Annotated in this window: 22 protein-coding genes; 7 read left to right on the forward strand and 15 right to left on the reverse strand. The window is 47.3% G+C overall.

What is annotated here, in order from left to right; translation table 11 throughout:
* Nucleotides 1-35: 35 nt before the first annotated feature.
* Nucleotides 36-1,439: an aminotransferase-like domain-containing protein gene (locus tag BLV33_RS05980; protein ID WP_171909336.1), complete on the reverse strand. Its 1,404-nt coding sequence runs from the start codon at nt 1,437-1,439 to the stop codon at nt 36-38.
* Nucleotides 1,440-1,578: 139 nt separating this feature from the next.
* Here BLV33_RS05980 and BLV33_RS05985 point away from each other — a divergent pair, with 139 nt between their 5' ends.
* A complete protein-coding gene (locus BLV33_RS05985; protein WP_090789187.1) occupies nt 1,579-2,508 on the forward strand; it encodes a DMT family transporter in 930 nt (309 codons plus the stop codon).
* Nucleotides 2,509-2,595: 87 nt separating this feature from the next.
* On the opposite strand, the gene BLV33_RS05990 is transcribed toward BLV33_RS05985, so the two are convergent.
* The gene (locus BLV33_RS05990) at nt 2,596-2,817 is read right to left on the reverse strand and encodes a hypothetical protein (RefSeq protein ID WP_090789188.1); all 222 of its coding nucleotides are present in this window, start codon (nt 2,815-2,817) and stop codon (nt 2,596-2,598) included.
* Nucleotides 2,818-2,952: 135 nt separating this feature from the next.
* Between BLV33_RS05990 and BLV33_RS05995 the strand changes: the two genes are divergently transcribed.
* Both BLV33_RS05995 and BLV33_RS06000 read left to right on the forward strand, forming a co-directional pair.
* The gene (locus BLV33_RS05995) at nt 2,953-3,558 is read left to right on the forward strand and encodes a nitroreductase family protein (RefSeq protein ID WP_090789190.1); all 606 of its coding nucleotides are present in this window, start codon (nt 2,953-2,955) and stop codon (nt 3,556-3,558) included.
* 203 nt (nt 3,559-3,761) lie between these two features.
* Nucleotides 3,762-4,349 (forward strand): hypothetical protein, encoded by a 588-nt coding sequence (locus tag BLV33_RS06000; RefSeq protein ID WP_090789192.1) that lies wholly within the window; start codon nt 3,762-3,764, stop codon nt 4,347-4,349.
* A gap of 62 nt (nt 4,350-4,411) precedes the next feature.
* Here BLV33_RS06000 and BLV33_RS06005 read toward each other — a convergent pair whose 3' ends face one another.
* Together BLV33_RS06005 and BLV33_RS06010 are read right to left on the reverse strand one after the other, a co-directional pair.
* Nucleotides 4,412-5,104: an LrgB family protein gene (locus tag BLV33_RS06005; protein WP_090789194.1), complete on the reverse strand. Its 693-nt coding sequence runs from the start codon at nt 5,102-5,104 to the stop codon at nt 4,412-4,414.
* Nucleotides 5,101-5,454 (reverse strand): CidA/LrgA family protein, encoded by a 354-nt coding sequence (locus tag BLV33_RS06010; protein ID WP_090789196.1) that lies wholly within the window; start codon nt 5,452-5,454, stop codon nt 5,101-5,103. The genes BLV33_RS06005 and BLV33_RS06010 overlap by 4 nt, the downstream gene beginning before the upstream one ends.
* Before the next feature lie 85 nt (nt 5,455-5,539).
* On the opposite strand from BLV33_RS06010, the gene tlp reads away from it, so the two are divergent.
* On the forward strand, nt 5,540-5,755 hold the full coding sequence (gene tlp / locus BLV33_RS06015) for a small acid-soluble spore protein Tlp (RefSeq protein ID WP_090789198.1): 216 nt from the start codon (nt 5,540-5,542) through the stop codon (nt 5,753-5,755).
* 60 nt (nt 5,756-5,815) lie between these two features.
* On the opposite strand, the gene rnz is transcribed toward tlp, so the two are convergent.
* Both rnz and metH read right to left on the reverse strand, forming a co-directional pair.
* Complete coding sequence (gene rnz / locus BLV33_RS06020) at nt 5,816-6,754, reverse strand: ribonuclease Z (protein ID WP_090789200.1); 939 nt, start codon at nt 6,752-6,754, stop codon at nt 5,816-5,818.
* Between the two features lie 146 nt (nt 6,755-6,900).
* Entirely contained in the window at nt 6,901-10,341 is a 3,441-nt protein-coding gene (gene metH / locus BLV33_RS06025) for a methionine synthase (protein WP_090789202.1), read from the reverse strand.
* A gap of 188 nt (nt 10,342-10,529) precedes the next feature.
* Here metH and BLV33_RS06030 point away from each other — a divergent pair, with 188 nt between their 5' ends.
* The gene (locus tag BLV33_RS06030) at nt 10,530-11,072 is read left to right on the forward strand and encodes a 1,2-dihydroxy-3-keto-5-methylthiopentene dioxygenase (protein ID WP_090789203.1); all 543 of its coding nucleotides are present in this window, start codon (nt 10,530-10,532) and stop codon (nt 11,070-11,072) included.
* A 76-nt stretch (nt 11,073-11,148) separates the two neighbouring features.
* Here the strand turns inward: BLV33_RS06030 and BLV33_RS06035 are convergent, their stop codons facing one another.
* From BLV33_RS06035 to BLV33_RS06045, 3 genes are all read right to left on the reverse strand, one after another.
* Entirely contained in the window at nt 11,149-11,940 is a 792-nt protein-coding gene (locus tag BLV33_RS06035) for an HAD family hydrolase (RefSeq protein WP_090789205.1), read from the reverse strand.
* A gap of 47 nt (nt 11,941-11,987) precedes the next feature.
* Nucleotides 11,988-12,176 carry a DUF896 domain-containing protein gene (locus tag BLV33_RS06040; RefSeq protein WP_090789207.1) on the reverse strand — a complete coding sequence of 63 codons (189 nt, stop codon included), beginning with the start codon at nt 12,174-12,176 and terminating at the stop codon, nt 11,988-11,990.
* Nucleotides 12,177-12,328: 152 nt separating this feature from the next.
* Entirely contained in the window at nt 12,329-12,751 is a 423-nt protein-coding gene (locus BLV33_RS06045) for a LysM peptidoglycan-binding domain-containing protein (protein ID WP_090789209.1), read from the reverse strand.
* A 154-nt stretch (nt 12,752-12,905) separates the two neighbouring features.
* On the opposite strand from BLV33_RS06045, the gene lexA reads away from it, so the two are divergent.
* Nucleotides 12,906-13,526 carry a transcriptional repressor LexA gene (lexA, locus tag BLV33_RS06050; RefSeq protein WP_090789212.1) on the forward strand — a complete coding sequence of 207 codons (621 nt, stop codon included), beginning with the start codon at nt 12,906-12,908 and terminating at the stop codon, nt 13,524-13,526.
* A 206-nt stretch (nt 13,527-13,732) separates the two neighbouring features.
* Here lexA and glnA read toward each other — a convergent pair whose 3' ends face one another.
* The 5 genes from glnA to BLV33_RS06075 all read right to left on the reverse strand — a co-directional run bounded on the left by glnA (nt 13,733) and on the right by BLV33_RS06075 (nt 19,331).
* The gene (gene glnA / locus BLV33_RS06055; protein ID WP_090789215.1) at nt 13,733-15,070 is read right to left on the reverse strand and encodes a type I glutamate--ammonia ligase; all 1,338 of its coding nucleotides are present in this window, start codon (nt 15,068-15,070) and stop codon (nt 13,733-13,735) included.
* Between the two features lie 33 nt (nt 15,071-15,103).
* Nucleotides 15,104-15,514 (reverse strand): MerR family transcriptional regulator, encoded by a 411-nt coding sequence (locus BLV33_RS06060; protein ID WP_090789217.1) that lies wholly within the window; start codon nt 15,512-15,514, stop codon nt 15,104-15,106.
* Nucleotides 15,515-15,615: 101 nt separating this feature from the next.
* Nucleotides 15,616-16,866 carry a methionine gamma-lyase family protein gene (locus BLV33_RS06065; RefSeq protein ID WP_090789218.1) on the reverse strand — a complete coding sequence of 417 codons (1,251 nt, stop codon included), beginning with the start codon at nt 16,864-16,866 and terminating at the stop codon, nt 15,616-15,618.
* A gap of 3 nt (nt 16,867-16,869) precedes the next feature.
* Nucleotides 16,870-18,198, reverse strand: a complete 1,329-nt coding sequence (gene hflX, locus BLV33_RS06070) for a GTPase HflX (RefSeq protein ID WP_090789220.1) — start codon at nt 18,196-18,198, stop codon at nt 16,870-16,872.
* A 167-nt stretch (nt 18,199-18,365) separates the two neighbouring features.
* Nucleotides 18,366-19,331: an AAA family ATPase gene (locus tag BLV33_RS06075; RefSeq protein WP_090789221.1), complete on the reverse strand. Its 966-nt coding sequence runs from the start codon at nt 19,329-19,331 to the stop codon at nt 18,366-18,368.
* 254 nt (nt 19,332-19,585) lie between these two features.
* Here BLV33_RS06075 and BLV33_RS06080 point away from each other — a divergent pair, with 254 nt between their 5' ends.
* Nucleotides 19,586-20,377, forward strand: a complete 792-nt coding sequence (locus BLV33_RS06080; protein WP_253187213.1) for a GNAT family N-acetyltransferase — start codon at nt 19,586-19,588, stop codon at nt 20,375-20,377.
* A gap of 11 nt (nt 20,378-20,388) precedes the next feature.
* Here the strand turns inward: BLV33_RS06080 and BLV33_RS06085 are convergent, their stop codons facing one another.
* Nucleotides 20,389-21,138 (reverse strand): YdcF family protein, encoded by a 750-nt coding sequence (locus tag BLV33_RS06085; protein ID WP_253186985.1) that lies wholly within the window; start codon nt 21,136-21,138, stop codon nt 20,389-20,391.
* Nucleotides 21,139-21,146 lie beyond the last annotated feature (8 nt).

Consider the following 21,146-nt stretch of genomic DNA (forward strand, 5'->3'; position numbering starts at 1 on the left):
ATGGCAATATGTTTATAGCTGTATACCCATCCAAACTACTTGAAGCGTTTCGCGATGTCCGCCAGCCGTCTTGTCCCATCCCGCAAACAGGCTTCATTGACAAAAGAATAGCTTAATCGTATCCATCCTTGCATTTCACGCAGAGGATCAAACAGGGTTCCTGGAACGAATGAAATGGACTGCCGAATGCTTTCGCTTCGGATTGTTCCCACTGTCAACCCGTCAGGCAGCTTGATCCATAAGTTAAGTCCGCCGTTTGGGGTAACCCATGTCCAGCCGGTAGATGCTAATTCTTCTTCCATGATGTCTCTTCTGATTTGCAGGGCGATCCGCAGTTTCTCCAAATGCTGCTGCATTCTTTCCGATTGAAAATAATGCAAAAATATTTTCTGATTCACCAGCGGCGACCCATTGTCGGCAAGAGATTTGGCTGTGATGAGCGGCTCGATCACGGACGGCTGTCCGATTACAGCGCAAATACGCAAACCCGGCGCCACATACTTGCTAAAGCTGCGGATATAGACCACCCACCCCTCCGTATCATAAGCAAACACAGGCTTGGGAGGAGGCACTTCGAAATACATATCATGAAACACATCGTCTTCAATCAGCAGACATCTGTATCGTTCAGCAAGCTCGACCAGGTGCTTTCGCTGAGCAGAAGGAACTGTATAACCCGTCGGATTATGAAAGGTAGGATTCATGTAAAAAAACCGCGGTTTATACTCTCTCATCAGCATCTCGACTTTGTCCAAATCATAGCCTTCAGGGCTAATTTCAACGTCAAGAAAACGTGCGCCCTGCTGACGGAAAATATCTAAAGCAGCGCTGTAAGTCGGACGTTCAACCAAAATGGCATCCATGGGCCTGATGAATAATCGGGAAAGCAAATCTATGGCCTGCTGTGCCCCTGTCGTAATGAGCAGATTGTTTGCTGTCAAATGAACCCTCAGCTGACGAACCATATATCGGCAAAGTACGTCGCGAAGCTCCTCGTCACCTTGCACACTGGAGTAAGTTCCCATTAGCTTCGGGTAAATATCGAACACTTTCTTGACATATTCAGACAGATAAAGGTTCGGCAGCAAGCTCGGATCGATTAAAGATTGGGAAAACTGATAAACGACCGGTATTCTTTGAATTTCGGATAAATAGTTTTTCAAGTGACTTGGAGCTTCAATTGGTCGGATAGCGGTTTGCTCGTAGAGCTCTTGCTCCGGATCATCTGTGCTTACATAATAACCGGACTTTTCTCTTACATAGGCCTTTCCATCCTGTTTAAGCATCTGATAAGCTCGGAAAACCGTTAACCGATGGATTTGCAATTCACTCGCGAGAAGCCGAATCGATGGAAGTTTGTCATGTGCTTTCAACTCACCTCGATCAATTCGGGTCATTATGTAATCATAAACTTGTTTAAAAAGCAGTTTGGTGTCCATAGTCGTTGTGAGTTTATTCTTCACGATTCAACCCCCTCTACGCTTATTGTACACTACTTTTTCTCAAACTGTTCTGTTCGGAGAAATCTGTTCTACAAACTGTGTAGTATGATACATACATAACGAAAGGAGATTCACGATGATCATTATTAATTATCTGCTGGTATGTCTTGTATTTGGAACCACGTTTCTGGCTATTAAAATCGGAGTCGATGCTTCAGGTCCGCCATTCTTTCTAGCCGGGTTGCGTTTTTTCAGCGCTGGCTTAATTCTGTTTCTTTGGATGATTTGGAGGAAAAAAGCAAAATTCGCCTTGCTGCTTCGCAAAGAAATGCTGTTTACGGGAATTGGTCTGACATTCGGAACTTTCTCGACCTTATACTGGGCCGAACAATATGTGGCTTCAGGAATTGCTGCCGTACTGTCGGCAACTGGCCCGATCATGATTCTTATTTTACAAATTGTTGTTTTAAGGCAAAGATCGACGATTCGTTCTACATTTGGCTGTATCATTGGATTTGCTGGAGTATTCTTGCTGCTGCTTCCAAAGCTTACAGTATCCGTTAGTCTCTTGTGGGCTGTCGGTTGCATCGCTATTTTAATTGGCGAGCTTTCCTATTGTGCAGGAGCACTATACTCCAAAGGTGTTATTCAGAGCCTCCCTGATGCTTCACCCATTGCTCTAAATGCTGTTCAGATGATGTATGGAGGTGTGTTGCTGCTAGTACTGTCATTATTTACTGAACAGGTTCATTTAAAGAGCTTAATGTCGGCAAGCGTGATTGGATCACTTCTCTATTTAATCGTCATCGGTTCCATGGTAGGGCACAGCCTTTTCTACTGGCTTGTCGCCAAAACGAATCCTGTCTTTCCTGCAACATGGCTTTACATATCCCCGCTAATTGCTCTTGGCTTTGGAGCCCTGTTCTATCAAGAGACCATCACTTGGATTACTGCTATTGGAGTTGTTACGATTATTGTCGGAACGGTACTGGCCAATCTGGATAGTTTATTGCCGTTGATCCTTAGATCGAAAACATCTTCTGTAACCTTACGGAAACCTGTATAAATCTATCAGGTGCATGAGAAAAGGAGCCTTACAAAAGTAAGGCCCCTTGGTTTAGGATGTAGTTATCATTGTCGATTTTTGTATCCTTTAATGGAGATCAGAGGAGTCATCATAATCATAGCGAATTCCGTCCGGCATGGACTCTATGACATGATTCGTCAAAAGGTTGTTGACCTGACGGGTGCTGCTTTGCAGCTTTAAAAGCACCTCGCGAAATTCCTCATTGCGGCGTTCATCGATTTCACTCTGCATGGCAGATCTTAATGCTTTTTCGATAATGTCAATATCCTGACTCGTGAAATTCATCATTTGCACCTCAATTATGCTGACAACTAGCTTCTAGTATATCCCAAAAGCAAGATTTACATACGAAGGCGTCTCCTTGTTTATCTCGCATGATTTCGATACAATTTATGAAGAGACAACCTAGAGGAGGAATCATTGATGAGTTCAGCAATAACAAAGGAAATTGAAGCCCACAGACAACCCGATCATGAAATCCATCCGCAATTTTTGACACGTTGGTCACCAAGAGCCTTTAAGGAGCAAGAAGTCCCGGATGATGTGCTTCACAGTGTATTCGAAGCAGCGCGTTGGGCGCCATCCGGCAGCAATCTTCAGCCTTGGCGGTATATCATCGCACATACTCCTGAGCAGCGCAGCAGATTTTTGGAGTTTATCAATCCTTTTAATGTCGAATGGTGCCAAAAAGCTCCGGTGCTTGCTGTTGTGGCTTCCCAAACCAAAGCAGCAAACGGTAATCATAATGGATCTCATGCCTTTGATGCAGGAACCTCTTGGGGCTATCTGGCTCTGGAAGCCGCCAATCAAGGCTTGATCACCCATGCAATGGGCGGTTTCGATAAAGCCAAAGCCCGTGAGATTCTTCACGTTCCGGATGAATATGAGCTGCACGCAGTCATTGCCATTGGCTATCGCGGCCCGAAAGAATCGCTGTCGGAGAGATATCTGAACCGTGAATTCCCTTCTTCTCGCAATCCTGTAAGCGATATGGTGTTTGAGGCAGATTTCGGACAAAAATGGTCATGACTATAAGGTTGAACAGGATGCTTTCCTGCTCAACCTTTTTTCCTGTTTTGGTCCGATTCCTGCTTACTAGAGGCAACATCCACCTTACCCTGCTTGGTGAAGCAAATGGCAGCATAGCAGATGAATGATCATTTATACGAGTGTCGGTGAAACCGACTTAATGATGAATTCGTAGAAAAAGCAAAAAGGACTGAGGCAATCGGATGAAACGATACAAGGTGATTAATGCTAAAACAGCGATGCTGATATCCTTGGCGTCCATGTTCCTCACAGTATTACTGGTATTCTTAATCGGACACCGTTCTGTATTCATAAAGCTGGAGCTCACGTTAGGAATACTCGCTCTAGTACTTTTTTGCTTTTTCTGTCTCGGCTTGTATATGGGCTTTCGAATGCAGAACGATCCCTTTTTCAAGGAAGGTTGGAAACCCTTTAAGGGAAAGTGGGATTCATTAGATCTTTCATCGGCCGGCAGCCTGATGCCTTTCGAGATTGTCGGGGAAGGCTTATGGGGTTTTCTTCTCTCGATTCTGGCCTGGATTGCTTTCTCGCTTGTAATGGTCCTGCTATTATTCCTGATCGGCAACATGCTTTGGGGCGTCATCTTTTTCATGATTGTAATGTTGTATTGGCTGTTTTATAGGGCATACCGGAACGTCTTTCTCAAAAGTCGCTATTGCCGAAATCGTGCATGGAGAAGCCTTGCTTATGGCAGTTTGTATACAGTGCTCTATACGGGTTGGGCATTTTTGTTGCTCCAAGTCGGGGCCTGGGTGATTCACATGCATTAAGTAGTGACTAGTTGATTCTCCTGATCAGGTTCGAGCATTCTCTTTTCACGACTAGAACGTCGTTATTTAAACCACAAATAAATCGGTATGAATAATAGGGAGGTAATAATACCGGCTAAGCCCATGGCGAATCCACTCAGGCCCCCTCGGGTTTCCGAATCTTTTAGCAGTCTTGCAGTTCCTATCCCATGAGCTGCAGTACCGATGGCAATGCCAATCGAAACCCCGTCTTTCATTCCGAACCAATGCAATATCTTCGTTCCGAACATACTGCCAAAAAGTCCGGTTAAAACGGTTAGCACTGCGGTAAGCTCCGGCAATCCTCCCAAATGACGCGAGATCTCAATCGCAATTGGCGAAGTTACCGATTTGGGCATCATGCTAAGCAGGATTTCCCGGCTTCCGCCGAGGAATCCCACTAAAGCAGCAGAACTAGCGATACCTGCTGCCGAGCCTGCTGTTACAGCGATAAAGATACGAGTGAAATGTTGTTTGATCAGACCGGCGTTTTTATACAATGGAACCCCAAGAGCTACTGTGGCAGGACCCAGCAAAACAGTAAGCATGTCTCCCCCAACTCTATAAGCCTCATAAGGAATATGAAAGAGAAGCAGAATCAAAATAATAAACCCGGAGCAAACAATAAGCGGATGCAGCCATTTCCAGCACTGTTGGATCAATAACGCACCGGAATAAGCCAAGACGCTGACAGCAACACCGAATATCGGATTGGTAATCCATTCAGGCACGTTCATTCTGCACCACCTTCAGACTCTGAACTTCGCAGCTTGGAGGTGATAAAGCCGGTTACTAGTAAGACAGCCATGGTGCTGCCTGCTAATCCAATGCCAATCGATAACCAATTTGATCCTATCAACGGGAAAAAGACCATGGTTCCAACCACAATAGGCGTAAAGAAAAGCATCAGATGGCCTGTAAGCCAAGATGCAGTCGTCTCTACCCATTCCAGCTTGATCAGCCTGGCAAAGAGCGCGCCAGTAAATAGAATAAGGCCAATCACATTGCCGGGAAGCGGAAAATGGAGGCTCATTTGAAGCCAGACACCTATTAGATTAAAGCCTAGTAATATAGCGAATCCTAGCATAGCTTCTCCTTTAGGGTATAAAATCGTCCTGAGTTGGCAATCGTAAAAAAGGCTTTTCAATCCATCTAAAAAGGAGCGATTTCCCATGGCAAAACCGGATAACCGCGAAGATAACGAAGAGCATCTGCAAGAGCATATCGATCATACGATAGGTAATCTGCACGAAGCCAAAGACTACCTGGACGAGCACGCGGATGAAATCACAGAGGAAGAGAAGCAATCCATTGAAGCTAAGAACGAACGGCGAGAAGAGAGCATTCAAGCTTTCATTGAAGAAAAACGCGACGAATCGAAGCGTTAATCGGCTTCTACTAATCAGCCTATTCCACAATGGAATGGGCTGTTTTGGGTTGAGGACTCATCAGCATTCGATGGGTGTTTTTTCTATTTCAAAGCCCCACAAATCTCTGGCCAAATGACTGCTTGAGTGGACGCTTCTCGCTTCCTGCAGCAGCATAACTTCTTCTTCCTCCTGATAACGCGAGCTGATATGCGTCATTATCATGTCTTTGACACCGGCTTCTTGCGCCGTGCGAGCTGCATCAAGGGTCGTGGAGTGATCAAAGGCGTCGGCTAACTCCTGGCGTTCCTTGGCAAAAGTAGCCTCATGGACCAGCACATCGGCTCCCTGAGCCAAAAGAACCGCATTGCTGCAATATTTCGTATCGCCGAGAATCGTGACCCTTCTGCCCTTGCAAGGCGGTCCGACAAAATCAGCGCCATTCAAGATTCGGCCGTCTTCCAGCTCAACCGTTTTACCTTGCTTGAGCTTCCCGTAAATCGGACCGGACGCTACACCAAGAGCCGCTAATTGGGCATGCTTCAGCTTCCCAGGCTGGTCACGTTCCACGATGCGGTAGCCGAAGCTTTCAACCCGGTGCTGGAGCTTGCCTGTTTCCACTACAAATCCATCATCCTCAAAAAGAAGGCCTTCCCGCTCAATCTCAACTATGTCCAGTGAATAAGACAAATGAGCATCACTCAATGACAGCGCATTCTCTATAAAGCTGCGAATCCCTTTCGGTCCGTAAACTGTAAGCGACGTCTCCCCGCCTTGATAGGACCGGCTTGTCAACAGGCCGGGAATGCCATATATATGATCGCCATGCATATGGGTTATAAACAGCTTTTCGGTTTTGCTAAGCTTTACAGGAGAATACATCATTCGCTGCTGGGTGCCTTCTCCGCAATCGAACAGCCAATAAACCCCTCGTTCAGCAAGCAGGTCCAGTGCAATCGAAGTGACATTGCGCTGCTTGGAGGGCATGCCTGCTCCAGTTCCTAAAAAATACAATTTCACTTCAAGCGGCTCCATTCTATGAAAAGTTCATCATGTCTATTTGTTATTATCATTTCCATAAATGCCTAAATCAATGAATAGAAGCGAAGGACGCCTTTTCCATTTGGGGAATGGCAGTTCCTTCGCTTTTAACGTTCATGGAAGTGTTAGGCCTTATCCACGTTAAAATAACGTGCTTCAGGATGGGCAAACACAATAGCAGAGACGGAAGCTTCCGGCTCCATCATGAAGGATTCCGTCAGCTCGACACCGATATCCTCCGGCTTCAATAAATCAAACAACGGCGCCTGATCTTCCAGGTTCGGGCAAGCCGGATAACCGAAAGAGAACCGCTGGCCGATATATTTGGCACCGAATCTTTCCTGCATTGTCATTTGCGGAGCATCCGCAATTCCCCACACATCGCGCATAATGTGATGGATGCGCTCAGCAAAACCTTCCGCCACTTCAAGCGCGGTAGCCTGCAGAGCGTGGGATTTGAGATAATCGCCTTTATCTCTCCACTCCTTGGCCAGCTCGTTAATGCCATGGCCCGCCGTTACCAGCAGGAGCCCGATATAGTCCATCTCCCCGCTTTCCACGGATTTCAAATAATCCGACAAGCAGTAATAAGGCTCGGTTTCCTGCCGCGGGAAGCTGAAGGTCTGAAGCACCTTGCCAGGATCCTCCGGGTCATAAACCAACACATCGTTGCCGCTGGATTGAGCCGGGAAGAATCGATATATGCCGTGCGCTTCGATAATGCCACTCTTCTGCGCATCCTGCAGGATGGCATCCACGGTTTCCTTCAGCTGTAAGGCCTTGGCGTCTTTATCGCCAAGCAGCTGCTCGACCTTGCCCTTCAAGCCAAGATGATGCCCAAGCAGCATCTGCATATTCACATAGGGCATGATGTGACCGATCGGGTAATCGCGCAGAATATGGCGATCCAGATCCGGCGGCACCTGAACGGGCACCGTTTTGGAAATACTGGAGCTCGTCACCCGTGTCAGTTTAGGCATATCATCCTTCTTGCCGGCTTCCATGACATCGGATTCCTTGCTTTCCCTCAGCTCCTGGATCAGGCGTTTACGCTGCTCAGGATCACTTAAGCGGTTCGCGATGTCAAGCCCGTCCATCGCATCCTTCGCATAGAGAACCATGCCTTCGTACTCCGGCGCGATTCTCGTTTTGGTGAACTTGCGCGTAAGCGCTGCGCCTCCAACGAGAATCGGCACATCCACTCCGGCGCTGCGTAGATCCTGCGCAGTAATAACCATTTGCTGCGCCGATTTAACAAGCAGGCCCGAAAGCCCAATGGCGTCCGGCTTCTCTTTACGGAATGCTTCGATCAACTGCTCAGGCGGAACCTTGATGCCGAGGTTGACGATTTTATATCCGTTGTTGGAGAGAATGATCTCCACCAGGTTTTTCCCGATATCATGAACGTCCCCTTTGACGGTCGCGAGAATGATTTTACCTTTGACTGCGGATTCTGCCTTCTCCATAAAAGGTTCCAGAAAGGAAACGGAGGCCTTCATGACTTCAGCGCTTTGCAGCACTTCCGCCACAATCAGCTCATTATTGTTGAACAACCTTCCGACCTCTGCCATCCCCGTCATCAATGGACCATTGATCACTTCGAGCGGTGTATACTTAGCCAGCGCAAGCTCGAGGTCCGGGATCAGGCCTTCCTTCGTGCCCTCGATGATGTAGGATCCAAGCCGTTCTTCCAAGGAAAGGTTGGAGATTTTTTCTTTCTTCTCCACCTTTTTCCCACGAAAATGGGCGACAAATTCAGCAAGCGTCTCATCATTCGTGTTATAGATCAGATTTTCGGCCAATTGACGCTCATCTTCAGGAATGGAAGCATAACGCTCCAGTTTTTCCGTATTCACAATCGCATAATCCAGTCCGGCCTTCGTGCAATGGTACAGGTAGACAGAATTCAGCACTTCGCGGCCAGCGTCCGGCAATCCGAAGGAGATGTTGCTGAGACCCAGAATCGTCTTCGTTTCCGGGAAAGCTTCCTTGATAAGCCGAATGCCTTCAATCGTCTCCACAGCTGAACCAATATACTGCGGATCTCCAGAGCCAACCGGGAACATATTGGGGTCAAAAATGATATCTTCAGGGTTCAAATTATATTTATTTACGAGCAGATCGTAGGAGCGGGCAGCTACTTCCATCTTGGCCTCTCTTGTAACGGCTTGCCCTCTCTCATCAATTAAAATCACAACAACGGACGCACCATAACGGTGAATCAGCGGGACTATGCTTTGAAACTTCGATTCGCCGTCCTCCAGATTAATGGAGTTGATGATCGCTTTACCTTGGGAATACTTGAGCCCCAACTCAATAATATGGTCATAAGTGGAGTCCAGCATTAGCGGAACTTTAATCTTCTTGACCACCTGAGGAAGAAATTGATTGACCGCGAAGGCTTCATCAATGTCGGTATCCTGCAAATTGATATCGATGATATGCGCGCCATTTTTCACCTGGGCACGCGCGATTTCAGAAGCCTCATCGAACTTTTCTTCCTTAATTAGCCTTTTGAATTTTCTGGAGCCCGAAATGTTGGTTCTTTCGCCAATCATGATCGGCCGATTTTCCGGCTCGATATAAACGGTCTCAATCCCGGAAACGGCTGCAGGATGAGTTCCGAACTGAGTTCTCGGTTTGTACTGAGCCATCGTTTCCGCTAACACCCGAATATGATCAGGCGTTGTTCCACAGCATCCACCGGCTATGTTTAGCCATCCCTGCTCGGCAAAGCCGGCCATTTTCTTGGACAGCGACTCCGGAGATTCGTGATAGTGTCCGTTCTCGTCAGGCAGTCCCGCATTCGGATAACAGCTTACCGCCGATTCCGCAATTTCCGACAAGGTGCGGATATGATCGCGCATAAATTCGGGTCCGGTCGCACAGTTAAGTCCGATTGAAATCGGCTTCAAATGCTCTAACGAAATATAGAAGGATTCGATATTTTGCCCGGCCAGAGTAGTTCCCATTGGTTCAATGGTCCCCGAAATCATGATCGGCAGCGTGAAGCCAAGCTCTTCAAAAGCCCTGCGAACTCCGATACTGGCTGCTTTTACATTCAGTGTATCCTGTGAGGTTTCGATCAGCAGCGCGTCCACTCCGCATTCAATCAGCGCTAAAGCTTGTTCATGATAGCTTTCTTCCAAATTCTCAAAAGTAACACCGCCGGTAACGGATAATGTCTTGGTTGTCGGTCCTAAGGCTCCTGCTACATATCGCGGCCATTCCTGCGTCGAGAATTTCTCTGCAGCTTGTACTGCCAGCTTGGCAGCAGCAATGTTGATCTCTCTCGCCCGATCTTGAAGGTTATATTCAGCCAGCACCACACTGGTGGCGCCAAATGTGTTGGTTTCAATCATATCTGAGCCCGCAGCAAAATAAGCCTCATGGATTTTTTGAATAACATCAGGTCGTGTCAAAACCAGAATCTCGTTACAACCGTCAAGATCTTCGCTGCCGAAATCCTCGGCGGTCAGATCCTCGCGTTGAATCATAGTGCCCATAGCCCCGTCTAATATTAAAATTTTCTTCTTTAATTGATCTTCTAGTGATGGTCTGCTCATTACCTAACTTCCTTTCGGCCCTCAAATCGTTAATTTTTAGTCTATCAGAATCAAGTCAGTAAGGGAAGATTGTTTAATATCAATATTTCCTATAAGGTAGGTCGGATTTGTTTATGCGTCCATCGACAACTACAGTTTTTTCCACTATAATATTTATTATATACGTTAAAGGAAAGAGGGATATGGACATGGCACAAATTAGAATTCGCAACACGAATGAGCGTATTTCGTTAGAAGATCAAGTAAAAGCTTTTTTGGATACTCAAAATGTAGTGTACGAACACTGGGATATGAATAAGCTCTCTGCACCTCTGCGGGAAAAGTTCACACTTAGCGATGAAGAAAAGGCACAAATTCTGGAGACCTTTGATTCGGAGATCCGTGATCTTGCAGCTAGACGCGGCTATGAAATCTGGGATTTGATCACTCTATCGGATGCGACTCCCAACATAGAAGAGCTGCTCAAAAAGTTCGAGCAGGTGCATACGCACACGGAAGATGAGATTCGAGCCATCATATCGGGCAAAGGTATTTTCATCATTAAAGGTGAAGGCGACCTCGGATATTACGATGTCGAGCTGGAAGCCGGAGATGTCATTTCGGTACCGGAAAATACGAACCATTTCTTCACATTGATGGACAATCGCAAAATCGTAGCGGTTCGCCTCTTCATCGAAAAAGATGGCTGGATCGCTCACAATGTGGATGATCCACAGTTCGTAAAGGCTTAATCAATTTGTTATTAAAAAAGAAATGCCCAACGATTTGAAGGAATGAAACTCCTGACAATCATTGGGCTTTTTTTGTTCATGCTCCTTCGATGATTGGCAAAATATCGCGCAAACGGGATACCTCATGAGTTGGTACAATCTCATTCGTGCGCTGGATGGCGTGATGATTGATCCAAATATTCTTCATCCCTACTCTTCCTGAACCAAGAATATCTGTAGTCAGCTTATCTCCGATCATGATGCCTTCATTCGCCGTGATATTTAATAAGGATAATACGTGATTAAAAATTGCTGCAGCTGGCTTCCCTTCGCCAAACTCACCCGAGATGACGATATGCTCAAAATAACCGGCTAATTCAGGCACACCAGATATCTTTTCCATTTGCAGGTCGGGAGCTCCATTAGTGAGAAGCAGCAGCCTGTATTTGGATTTCAATGCATCCAGCACTTGAAAGGTTTCTTCATACAAAAGAGGTCTCGCTCTGCGCTCTGCCGGAAATAACTCTCCAAGCTTGTACCCCAACTCACGATTCTCAATGCCTAAAGTCATAAGACCTCTAGTCCAAGATTCCGTTCGATACCCCGGAGCCAGCTGCTCAAGCTTGCGAAAATTCTCATTGTCGCCTTCGCTAAAATTGGCCCACAAGGCCTCAAAGGGATTAATACCAATCATTTTGGTAAAAGGAAACGGTTCATAAGATTCGTACAGGGCACGCGCCTCTTTACGCACCGCCTCTTCCAGGTCCCCAGGGTTAACGGACACGTGCTTAGCCGCCTCTTCGCAAGTTGCCCGGAAAGCCTCTCTAACGCTTTGCTCGTCCCAAAGTAACGTATCATCCAAATCAAACAGCACAGCCTTGAGAGTCATCTTCTTATTTCCCCTTTTATTCGCATATCTTTATATAAGAAAAAGAATTATTTCTTTTCTTCGTCTACAAATTTAATGTTTTCCAGATGACCTCTAAGCGAGCTACGAAAAGCTTCAATATAAGCTTGTCTTAACTCATTGCGTTCATCAATCTCCTCATCGGTGAGACCTGTAGTTTTTGCTTTAGCCGCAAGCTCGTTGATCCTTTGTATTTTTTGATCCATGGAGTCGCTCATGTTTGTACCTCCTGCATTTGGATATGACTATTACTTTGCCATCCTCTTCAGGGATTGTCAAGACGAAAAGACCATAGATAGAAAGAAAACAGACCTGGAAAAGCATCCAGATCTGTTCATAGAACGATAAGAAAGTCTCGATCAAAAACAAGTTAAGGGAGAATCAATACGTCGCCTGCGTTGACGGAACTGGATGTTAAACCGTTCAATTTCTTAATATTTTCGATGTACGAACGAACGTTCTGTCCATTCGAAGCATGCGTGGATGCGATATTCCACAATGTATCTCCACTATTCACAATAATCTTTTTTGCGGCAGGAGATGGATTAGAAGCTGAATGGTTATCATAATAAGATCCGCTGGAGATCTTTAAGTTATTCGTATGAGTGGATGCTGTGTTCGCGGCATAAGCCTGTACAAACGCACCAAAGGAAAATACAAAAGTTAAAACAACAAGGGCAATGAAGAAATGAAGAGACTTGTTTGGCCCTTTGACCGCAGCCTCGGTTCTGTGTGCAGATTTTAATTTGGAGCTTACATTACCGTCATAAGAATTGGAATAAGCTATGTACATAGTTAGGATTCCCCCAAACGTTTGTTCTGTTCTTGTTTTTAGAATATCACGAACAAATGTTTGTGTCAACAAAAAATTAGAACTTATGTTTGTACGAACTCCGGTTCTATGTTATACTTCGTTTAACGATTCCCACTAATTGGAGTGATAACCATTGAGCAAGATTTCCCAGCGGCAGCATGCAATCATGGAATTTATCAAAACAGAGGTTAAGGACAAGGGCTACCCCCCATCCGTGCGAGAAATAGGAGAAGCGGTTGGCTTGGCTTCCAGCTCTACCGTTCACGGACATCTGGAGCGTCTTGAGAAAAAGGGCATGATTCGCCGAGATCCAACCAAACCAAGAGCCATTGAAATTCTGGGCACTGATGATGGAGCAGCCAATTTTGCAATGTCGGTAGCAAGGGTTCCCCTAATCGGTAAAGTCACCGCAGGCTTGCCTATTACAGCGACCGAAAATATCGAAGAATATTTCCCGCTTCCAGCTCATTATGTGGGTGATTACAATGTGTTTATGTTAAGCATCGTTGGAGACAGCATGATCGAAGCCGGCATCCATGACGGAGACTATGTCATCGTCAGGCAGCAGCAGACGGCAAATAACGGAGACATCGTAGTCGCCATGACTGAAGACGATGAAGCAACCGTCAAACGCTTCTACAAGGAAAAGGACCACATCAGGCTGCAGCCTGAAAACTCCGCTTTGGAACCTATTCTACTGAAGCATGTGACCATTTTAGGAAGAGTAATCGGCTTGTTCCGGGACGTAGTATAAAATGGCCGTCCCCATAAACAGCTAAGTTATTCCAGAGATCGAAAAAGGATTGAGCGAGATGATCATATCTCCTCAATCCTTTTCTTATTTAGAGAGTATAGAATGCAGTGTTAGTTCTTGCTTTACAGCTCCCGAGAAATAGAAGTGATAGAAAAAAGCCCGCTGATTGAGAGCTTTCCTCAAATCAGCGGGCTTGTCTGCACCTTTTAGTAAAGAGTCAAATATTGATCACGTTCCCATGCATGAACCTGGGTGCGGTACATATCCCACTCTATTTCTTTAAGCTCGTAAAAATGGGCAAGCGCATGTTCGCCCAAAGCATCGCAAATCACATCGTTGCGAATCAGCTCATCCAACGCATTTTTCAAATTAACCGGCAAGCTTGGAATGCCTTGATCTTCTCTTTCCTCTTCGGACATCACGTAGATGTTGCGGTCGGTTGGAGGCGGAAGCTGCATTTTGTTCTTGATGCCATCGAGGCCTGCAGCAAGCATTACAGCAAGAGCAAGGTATGGATTCGCAGCCGGATCAGGGTTACGAACTTCAATGCGGGTGCTTAATCCGCGGGAAGCCGGAATACGAACCATCGGACTGCGATTGCTGGCAGACCATGCTACATAGCAAGGCGCTTCGTAACCAGGCACAAGGCGCTTATAGGAATTAACGGTAGGATTTGTAATAGCTGCATAAGAGCGCGCATGTCTAAGAACACCTGCCATATATTGTCTGGCAACAGCACTTAAGCCCAGTTTGTCATTTTCATCGTAGAAAGCGTTCTCGCTGCCTTTGAACAGAGATTGGTGGCAGTGCATACCGGAACCATTCATCCCAAACAAAGGTTTAGGCATAAACGTTGCATGCAGGCCATGCTCTCTGGCAATCGTTTTTACAACAAGCTTGAACGTTTGAATTTGATCTGCCGCTTTAATCGCATCTGCATATTTAAAATCAATCTCATGTTGTCCGGGAGCTACCTCGTGATGGGAGGCTTCAATTTCAAAGCCCATTTCCTCGAGGGTCAAAACAATTTCACGGCGGCAGTTTTCGCCAAGATCCATGGGAGCCAGATCAAAGTATCCGCCCTGATCGTTAAGCTCCGTAGTTGGGTTGCCCTTCTCATCGGTTTTGAACAGGAAAAATTCCGGCTCGGGCCCGACATTCATGGCCGTAAAACCCATGGTTTCTGCTTCCTTCAATGTTTTTTTCAGGATAGCGCGCGGGTCTCCGGCAAATGGAGTGCCATCCGGCATATAAATATCACAGATCAAGCGAGCCACTTTACTTTCTGTAACCCAAGGGAAAATAACCCAAGTGCTTAAATCCGGATAAAGATACATATCGGACTCTTCAATCCGCACATAGCCTTCAATGGAGGAACCGTCAAACATCATTTTGTTTTCAAGCGCCTTCTCTAATTGGCTTACTGGAATTTCCACATTCTTGATGGACCCCATCAAATCCGTAAACTGCAAACGAATAAATCTTACATTCTCATCCTTGGAAATCCTGATAATGTCCTCTTTTGTGAAGTTTCTGTCGGTCACGCAGTCATTCTCCTCTCTAATGAAAAGCCTGTTTTAGTGAAAAAATCGGGAAAGCTCTCCTTGAATGAGCGATACCTGACCAGGACGCTTGCCTCCACCGATCAGCTGCTGCTTAAGCATTTTGTGCAGCTGAGAATCGGACAGCTCCTTGCGCTTCACCTCGGTATGCTCATTAAGAATGGTAGCGTCTTCCGAATCCTTGGAAACGGGCAGAAGCACCTGCTTGATCCCTGCAATGTTGACACCTTTTTCAATCAAATCTCGAATTTCCATCAGCCGCTCCACGTCGTTGAACGAATAAAGACGCTGGTTTCCAGAGGTTCGGGCCGGTATGACAAGCTCATGCTGTTCATAATAACGAATTTGTCTTGCAGTTAAATCGGTCAGCTTCATGACGATTCCTATCGGGAATAACGCCATATTTCTACGTATCTCTTCACTCATCATTTATCACTCCTGTGCAGGTTCTACCTAACCCTATTGTAACGCTGTAACAAATAGGTGTCAAGGAGTGTCAGGTTTGTTTACAGTTTCAATAAATTCCATCACAAAAGATTCTTCTGCTGCATATGCTCGAGCACCGTCAGGATACCAAGCTTGCAATGCGAGTATGTAAGCCCGCCCTGCATATAAGCAATGTAGGGCTCGCGGATCGGCGCATCGGCGGACAATTCCAGGCTGCCGCCCTGGATGAAGGTCCCCGCAGCCATAATGACCGGATGCTCGTATCCGGGCATGTCCCAGGGCTCGGGCACGACATGGGCATCCACGGCGGAAGCCTTCTGGATGCCTTGCACAAAAGTGATCAGGTGCTCCGCGGAGGTGAAGCGGATCGCCTGGATCAAATCCGTGCGCTGCTCCTCCCAGCGCGGATGGGTTTCAAACCCGAGCTCGGCGAACACCGCGGCGGCGAGCGTCGAGCCCTTGATCGCTTGGCCCACGAGGTGCGGGGCAAGGAAAAGCCCTTGATACATGGCTCGCGTCGCGCCGAGCATGGCCCCGACCTCGCCACCAATCCCGGGGGCGGTCAAGCGGAAGGCGGCGAGCTCCACGAGGTCGCGCCGCCCGGCAATGTAACCCCCGGACGGGGCGATGCCGCCGCCGGGGTTCTTGATCAGCGAGCCGGCCATCAGGTCGACGCCGGCTTCCGTCGGCTCCGCCGTTTCGGTGAACTCCCCGTAGCAGTTATCGACGAAGACGATAACCTGCGGGCTGAGTTCCTTAACGAAACGCACCATCTCTGCGATCTGGGCGACAGTAAAAGACGGCCGCCAGTCGTACCCGCGGGAGCGCTGAATGCCGATCACCTTGGTGTTCGGCTGAATGGCTGCAGCGATCCCCCGCCAGTCAGGCGTGCCGTCGGCAAGCAGCTCGACCTCGCCGTACTGGATGCCGAAGTCCTGGAGCGAACCGGTACCGTCGCCGGGTTTGCCTATGAGCTTATGCAAAGTGTCATAAGGTTTACCTGTGATGTAAAGCAAGTGTTCGCCCGGCCTGAGCACACCGAACAAAGCGGTCCCGATCGTGTGCGTGCCGGATACAAAATGCGGCCGAACCAACGCGGCTTCAGCGCCTAATGCATCCGCAAAAACAAGATCAAGCACTTCCCTCCCCCGGTCGTTATAGCCGTAACCGGTAGAACCCGCAAAATGATAGTCACTGACCTGATGCTTCTGGAAAGCGCGAATTACCTTCCATTGGTTCGTATCAATGGTACTTTCAATTCGCTTAAAGGCGCTCTGAATCTTTTCTTCCGCTTGCTCGATGAGTTGTGTGATTTTTTCCCCGTTGTGCATGATTCAATAGCTCTCTTCCTGATCTTCTTCACGTTTGGGCATAGGCGGATCCAAATCGTACGCTGCGAGCAGGTACCCCATTTTTAAATAATCGTCCTTATTGATCCGCACCTGAAAACGCATATCCTCACCGTCCACAGCTTGCTCAACAACTTCGCCTATACGATAAATGAGCGAGATCATATCGCCTTTGTCCGCCGGAATCCGAAAGCTTTTGGTTTCGCCCATCAGCTTGTTTTGAATCGCATGGCGCAGCCGCTCCAAATCCTCTTCCGAGTAGGCTGAGATTTTCAGAAAATCACCCGCTGTCGAAAGCATTTCAATCTCCTGTTTGTCGCAGAGATCGATTTTATTGAACACAGTGAGCTGCTCCTTGCCGTGCGCGCCCAGCTCCTGAAGCACTTCCGCAACTACGCGCATTTGATCGCTGCGCATATCCGTTGAGCTGTCCACCACATGCAAAATCAAATCGGCTTCATTCGCTTCTTCCAAAGTAGCCCGGAAGGAGGCAACCAAATCATGCGGCAGATTCTGGATAAAGCCAACCGTATCAGTGATGACGATTTCTTTGCCGCTGGGAAGCATCATCGTTCTCGAGGTCGGATCGAGCGTAGCGAACAGCTGATTTTCGATAAAAACATCGGCGTGCGTCAGCTGCTTTAGCAAAGTAGACTTGCCTGCATTCGTGTAGCCAACCAAAGCTACCTGAAAAACACCGGTCTTCTTCCTGCGCTCACGATGCAGCGTGCGATGCTTGACTACTTCCTCCAGATGCGCCTTCAGCTCTTCGATACGGCCGCGGATATGACGGCGATCGGTCTCCAGCTTGGATTCCCCCGGGCCTCTGGTCCCGATCCCTCCGCCCAGTCTGGACAAATTTTTGCCCTGCCCCGACAATCTGGGCAGCAAATAGCTGAGCTGCGCCAGCTCAACCTGAATGATGCCTTCCCGCGTTTTGGCGCGCTGCGCAAATATATCGAGAATCAGTTGGGTGCGGTCGATGATTTTCACATCCAGGCTGGCTTCCAGATTGCGCACCTGCGCACCGGACAGCTCTTGGTCAAAGATCGCAGTATTGGCACCCAGCTCATCCAGACGCACTTTCAGTTCTTCCACTTTTCCCTTCCCAATGAACCATTTGCGATCAGCCGATTCTTTATTTTGGGTCATGGTTTCCAATACCTCGACGCCCGCCGTTTCAGCCAGCTTTGCCAGCTCAAGAAGGGAATATTCAGCCAGATCCTCACGCTTCTTCTCCTTTTGGGTCAACACGCTGACCAGTATGGCTCGATCCAGGATCTCACCTTCAACGTTATGTGTGTTCAGTTTCATGGCAGTCTCCTTTACCGGATACCGTCCATCCTCATCCGGTTCATATCTACCATATTTTGAAGCAATTCGCAGGGAAAGTCAATTTAACGGGATTCCAATCCTCCTCATTTTTACCCACAAAAAAAGCATATCCAACATCAAAATGTCAGATACGCTGGCCGTTCCGTTCAGGTCTTCACCTTTAACCTTAAATCCTCTGGACGAATAGTCATCAGCTCTTGCTTGGAAGGAGTATTCGTATAATGATTCAGAAGCCTCACCGCCTGATGGCGGATCGATTTTTCCAACAGATTTCTCACATATCTCGCATTGCTGAATATTTGCCAGCTCTCCGCTTTTTCCTCAGCCAGATGCTGTTTCAGCTTGGTGACCGCTTGCGGCACCAGCACATATTCACGTTCCTTGGCCATGAGCTCCGAAATTTGAATCAGCTGATCGATGTTGTAATCCTCGAAATCCACTTGTATCGGAAACCTCGAGGGCAATCCCGGATTGGTCCCAAGAAACTGCTCCATCTCTTCCGAGTAACCGGCCAGAATCAGAATGAATTCATTTTTCTTGTCCTCCATCCCTTTTACCAGACAGTCGATAGCTTCCTTTCCAAAATCTTTTTCGCCGCCTCTGGCCAAGCTGTAGGCTTCATCAATAAACAAAATGCCGCCCATTGCTTTTTTCATCAAATCCCGTGTCTTCAGAGCCGTGTGCCCGATGTATTCACCTACCAGATCCGCTCGCTCTACTTCGATAAAATGCCCTTTGCTCAGCACTCCCATGGCATGAAACATACGCCCCATCAGCCGCGCCACCGTCGTTTTTCCCGTACCTGGATTTCCCTTGAAAATCATATGATACACATGTGAATTACTGAGCAGCCCCGCCTCCGCACGAAACTGGCTGACTTGCAGCAGAGCATAAATCTCGTGCACCAGTTCTTTGACGTTATCCAGACCGATCATCTGATTAAGCTCTTTGAAAATATTGGAGAGCGGTCCATTCTGAGGTGATCTCTTGTTCAGCATTTGATCTTCTATTACCGCTGCCGGCTGGGCTTCCGCATGTCTGAGTACGATATTGATCTGTCTGGAGGGTACGGTGCTGTTTCTCGGCTCCCTGGCAATCACACGACCACTCATGGATATCACCTCATTGTCTAGGTGGTTTCAATATACGCAGGAGCCCAAAATAAAGTTCCTAGGGATCAGTCCTTCCCTTCATACTTATTAGGCCCGGGGCTTTTTTATGTAGATAAAATAATCCGCGGATCGGAAATGGATACCATTTGAGATCCAATGTGAAGCAATAAAATGTAGATTGTATATTTATGCATTTTTTTGTATAATTATAAATATTCATTGAATTAAGGGAAAGGGTGTTTCTCTTGGAAACTGTGAAGCAAATCGATCTGATTGAACGTTTATCCGTCCAAATTTGGCCCGCGGAGCACATAGAGCCTCTCTGCAATTGGATCTTACGCGCTTCCGGCGGAATAACCCGAAGAGCTAACAGCGTTTTTACTTGGGGAAATTTTCCCGAGGACTCGGAGTGGCTGAACCAAGTTGAGAGCTTCTATCATAATCGTGGGCTGCCTGTTTATTATCATGTCAGTGAAGCATCTCCGGACGGATTGGATGCAAAGCTGGAGCAACTTGGCTATCTTAAGGATGCTCCCACGATTGTCATGACAGCAGAATGTAAGGAAGTATTGGCGTTATCCAAGCTTAAGTGGGAACAAAAAGCGAATGCTGCATTAACGTCAGAATGGTTGACACCAGTTGATGACAAAAGGTTGGATCCTGCGGCTAAGGAAATATGGGTGAAGCATTTTATGAGTCTGGAGAAGTTTTCTGACGAGAGAGCTGATTTTTATAGGGGTTTGATGGATAGGATTAGCCCAATAAAAGGATTCATGCAATTGCGGCTAAATGGGGTGACGGCAGCGGTGGGAACTGCCGTGGTTGAACAAGGCTGGGCCGGGCTGACCAATGTTGTGGTAGGCGAGCAGTTCCGCGGTCAAGGCATCAGCTACAGGCTTATACAGGAATTAGCCGAGTGGAGCAATCAGCAAGGGGCTTCGAATTTATATTTGCAAGTCATGGCGGATAATAACAGTGCCATTCGTTCATATACGAATTTAGGTTTCTCCCCGCAGTACGGTTACCATTATCGCTGTAAAGTGTAGCTTGAGTTCAACTACAGCGAATTCATCAAACCAAGCTGCAGGAGCAGCTTATCAATCTGCCACTTGGTATAGGCCAGCGTTTCTCTTGCTTCGTGATAAGGCATGAACAGTACCTGTGAGCCCGTTGTCGCAATCGCTGGCTGCTTGATGCCTACAGTGTGAGCAATATCCAAGGACCGAGCACCATGAAAATTATGTGTCATAATGATAGCTGATTTCCAGCCGGATTTATCCATAATATGCTTGCTGTACAGCAAATTTTGATAGGTGCTGGTAGCTTCAGGTTCCAGAACGATGACGGAATTCGGGATACCTTGTTTTATCAAGTACAGGCGCATCCCTTCCGCTTCGGTAAGCTTCGAACCGTTATGGTCGAGTCCCCCTGTCACGATGATGTGCTTGAACTTGCCTTCATGATAAAGCTTGAGAGCAAGATCCAAACGCTCTTGCAAGCCGGGACTTGGAATGTCATTGCGAAGAGAGGCTCCAAGAACAATTCCCGTATCTGCAGAGGCAGGAAGCGGCGAATGGGGAGTGCTCTGCACCTGCCACTGAATATATACAACCCAAATAATCGAGAGGAAAATCAGTAGAAGCAGCCCTCTATACATGATGCTCAAGCCGCGTACGGCTGTTCCGCTGCCTTTGCCGCTTCGAGCCGCTTGTTTATTTGTGCCTCTGCTGCTTCGATCAAACCATGCATATCTGCCTTTTCGGCGTTCCACGGTCCGGCTGTCCCTGCGAGCTTTTGCCAATTTCACGACTGTTC

It is taken from the genome of Paenibacillus sp. GP183 (assembly GCF_900104695.1).
GTDB lineage: Bacteria > Bacillota > Bacilli > Paenibacillales > NBRC-103111 > Paenibacillus_AI.

Bases quoted from the DNA above. Each gene is read 5' to 3' on its own strand.
- BLV33_RS06065 (WP_090789218.1), bottom strand. From the start codon at position 16,866: ATGCACAACGGGGAAAAAATCACACAACTCATCGAGCAAGCGGAAGAA.
- BLV33_RS05995 (WP_090789190.1), top strand. From the start codon at position 2,953: ATGAGTTCAGCAATAACAAAGGAAATTGAAGCCCACAGACAACCCGAT.
- BLV33_RS05985 (WP_090789187.1), top strand. From the start codon at position 1,579: ATGATCATTATTAATTATCTGCTGGTATGTCTTGTATTTGGAACCACG.
- BLV33_RS06005 (WP_090789194.1), bottom strand. From the start codon at position 5,104: ATGAACGTGCCTGAATGGATTACCAATCCGATATTCGGTGTTGCTGTC.
- BLV33_RS06035 (WP_090789205.1), bottom strand. From the start codon at position 11,940: ATGACTCTCAAGGCTGTGCTGTTTGATTTGGATGATACGTTACTTTGG.
- BLV33_RS06060 (WP_090789217.1), bottom strand. From the start codon at position 15,514: ATGAGTGAAGAGATACGTAGAAATATGGCGTTATTCCCGATAGGAATC.
- metH (WP_090789202.1), bottom strand. From the start codon at position 10,341: ATGAGCAGACCATCACTAGAAGATCAATTAAAGAAGAAAATTTTAATA.
- hflX (WP_090789220.1), bottom strand. From the start codon at position 18,198: ATGAAACTGAACACACATAACGTTGAAGGTGAGATCCTGGATCGAGCC.
- BLV33_RS06000 (WP_090789192.1), top strand. From the start codon at position 3,762: ATGAAACGATACAAGGTGATTAATGCTAAAACAGCGATGCTGATATCC.
- BLV33_RS06040 (WP_090789207.1), bottom strand. From the start codon at position 12,176: ATGAGCGACTCCATGGATCAAAAAATACAAAGGATCAACGAGCTTGCG.
- BLV33_RS06075 (WP_090789221.1), bottom strand. From the start codon at position 19,331: ATGAGTGGTCGTGTGATTGCCAGGGAGCCGAGAAACAGCACCGTACCC.
- BLV33_RS06030 (WP_090789203.1), top strand. From the start codon at position 10,530: ATGGCACAAATTAGAATTCGCAACACGAATGAGCGTATTTCGTTAGAA.
- tlp (WP_090789198.1), top strand. From the start codon at position 5,540: ATGGCAAAACCGGATAACCGCGAAGATAACGAAGAGCATCTGCAAGAG.
- BLV33_RS06010 (WP_090789196.1), bottom strand. From the start codon at position 5,454: ATGCTAGGATTCGCTATATTACTAGGCTTTAATCTAATAGGTGTCTGG.
- BLV33_RS06045 (WP_090789209.1), bottom strand. From the start codon at position 12,751: ATGTACATAGCTTATTCCAATTCTTATGACGGTAATGTAAGCTCCAAA.
- BLV33_RS05990 (WP_090789188.1), bottom strand. From the start codon at position 2,817: ATGATGAATTTCACGAGTCAGGATATTGACATTATCGAAAAAGCATTA.
- BLV33_RS05980 (WP_171909336.1), bottom strand. From the start codon at position 1,439: ATGGACACCAAACTGCTTTTTAAACAAGTTTATGATTACATAATGACC.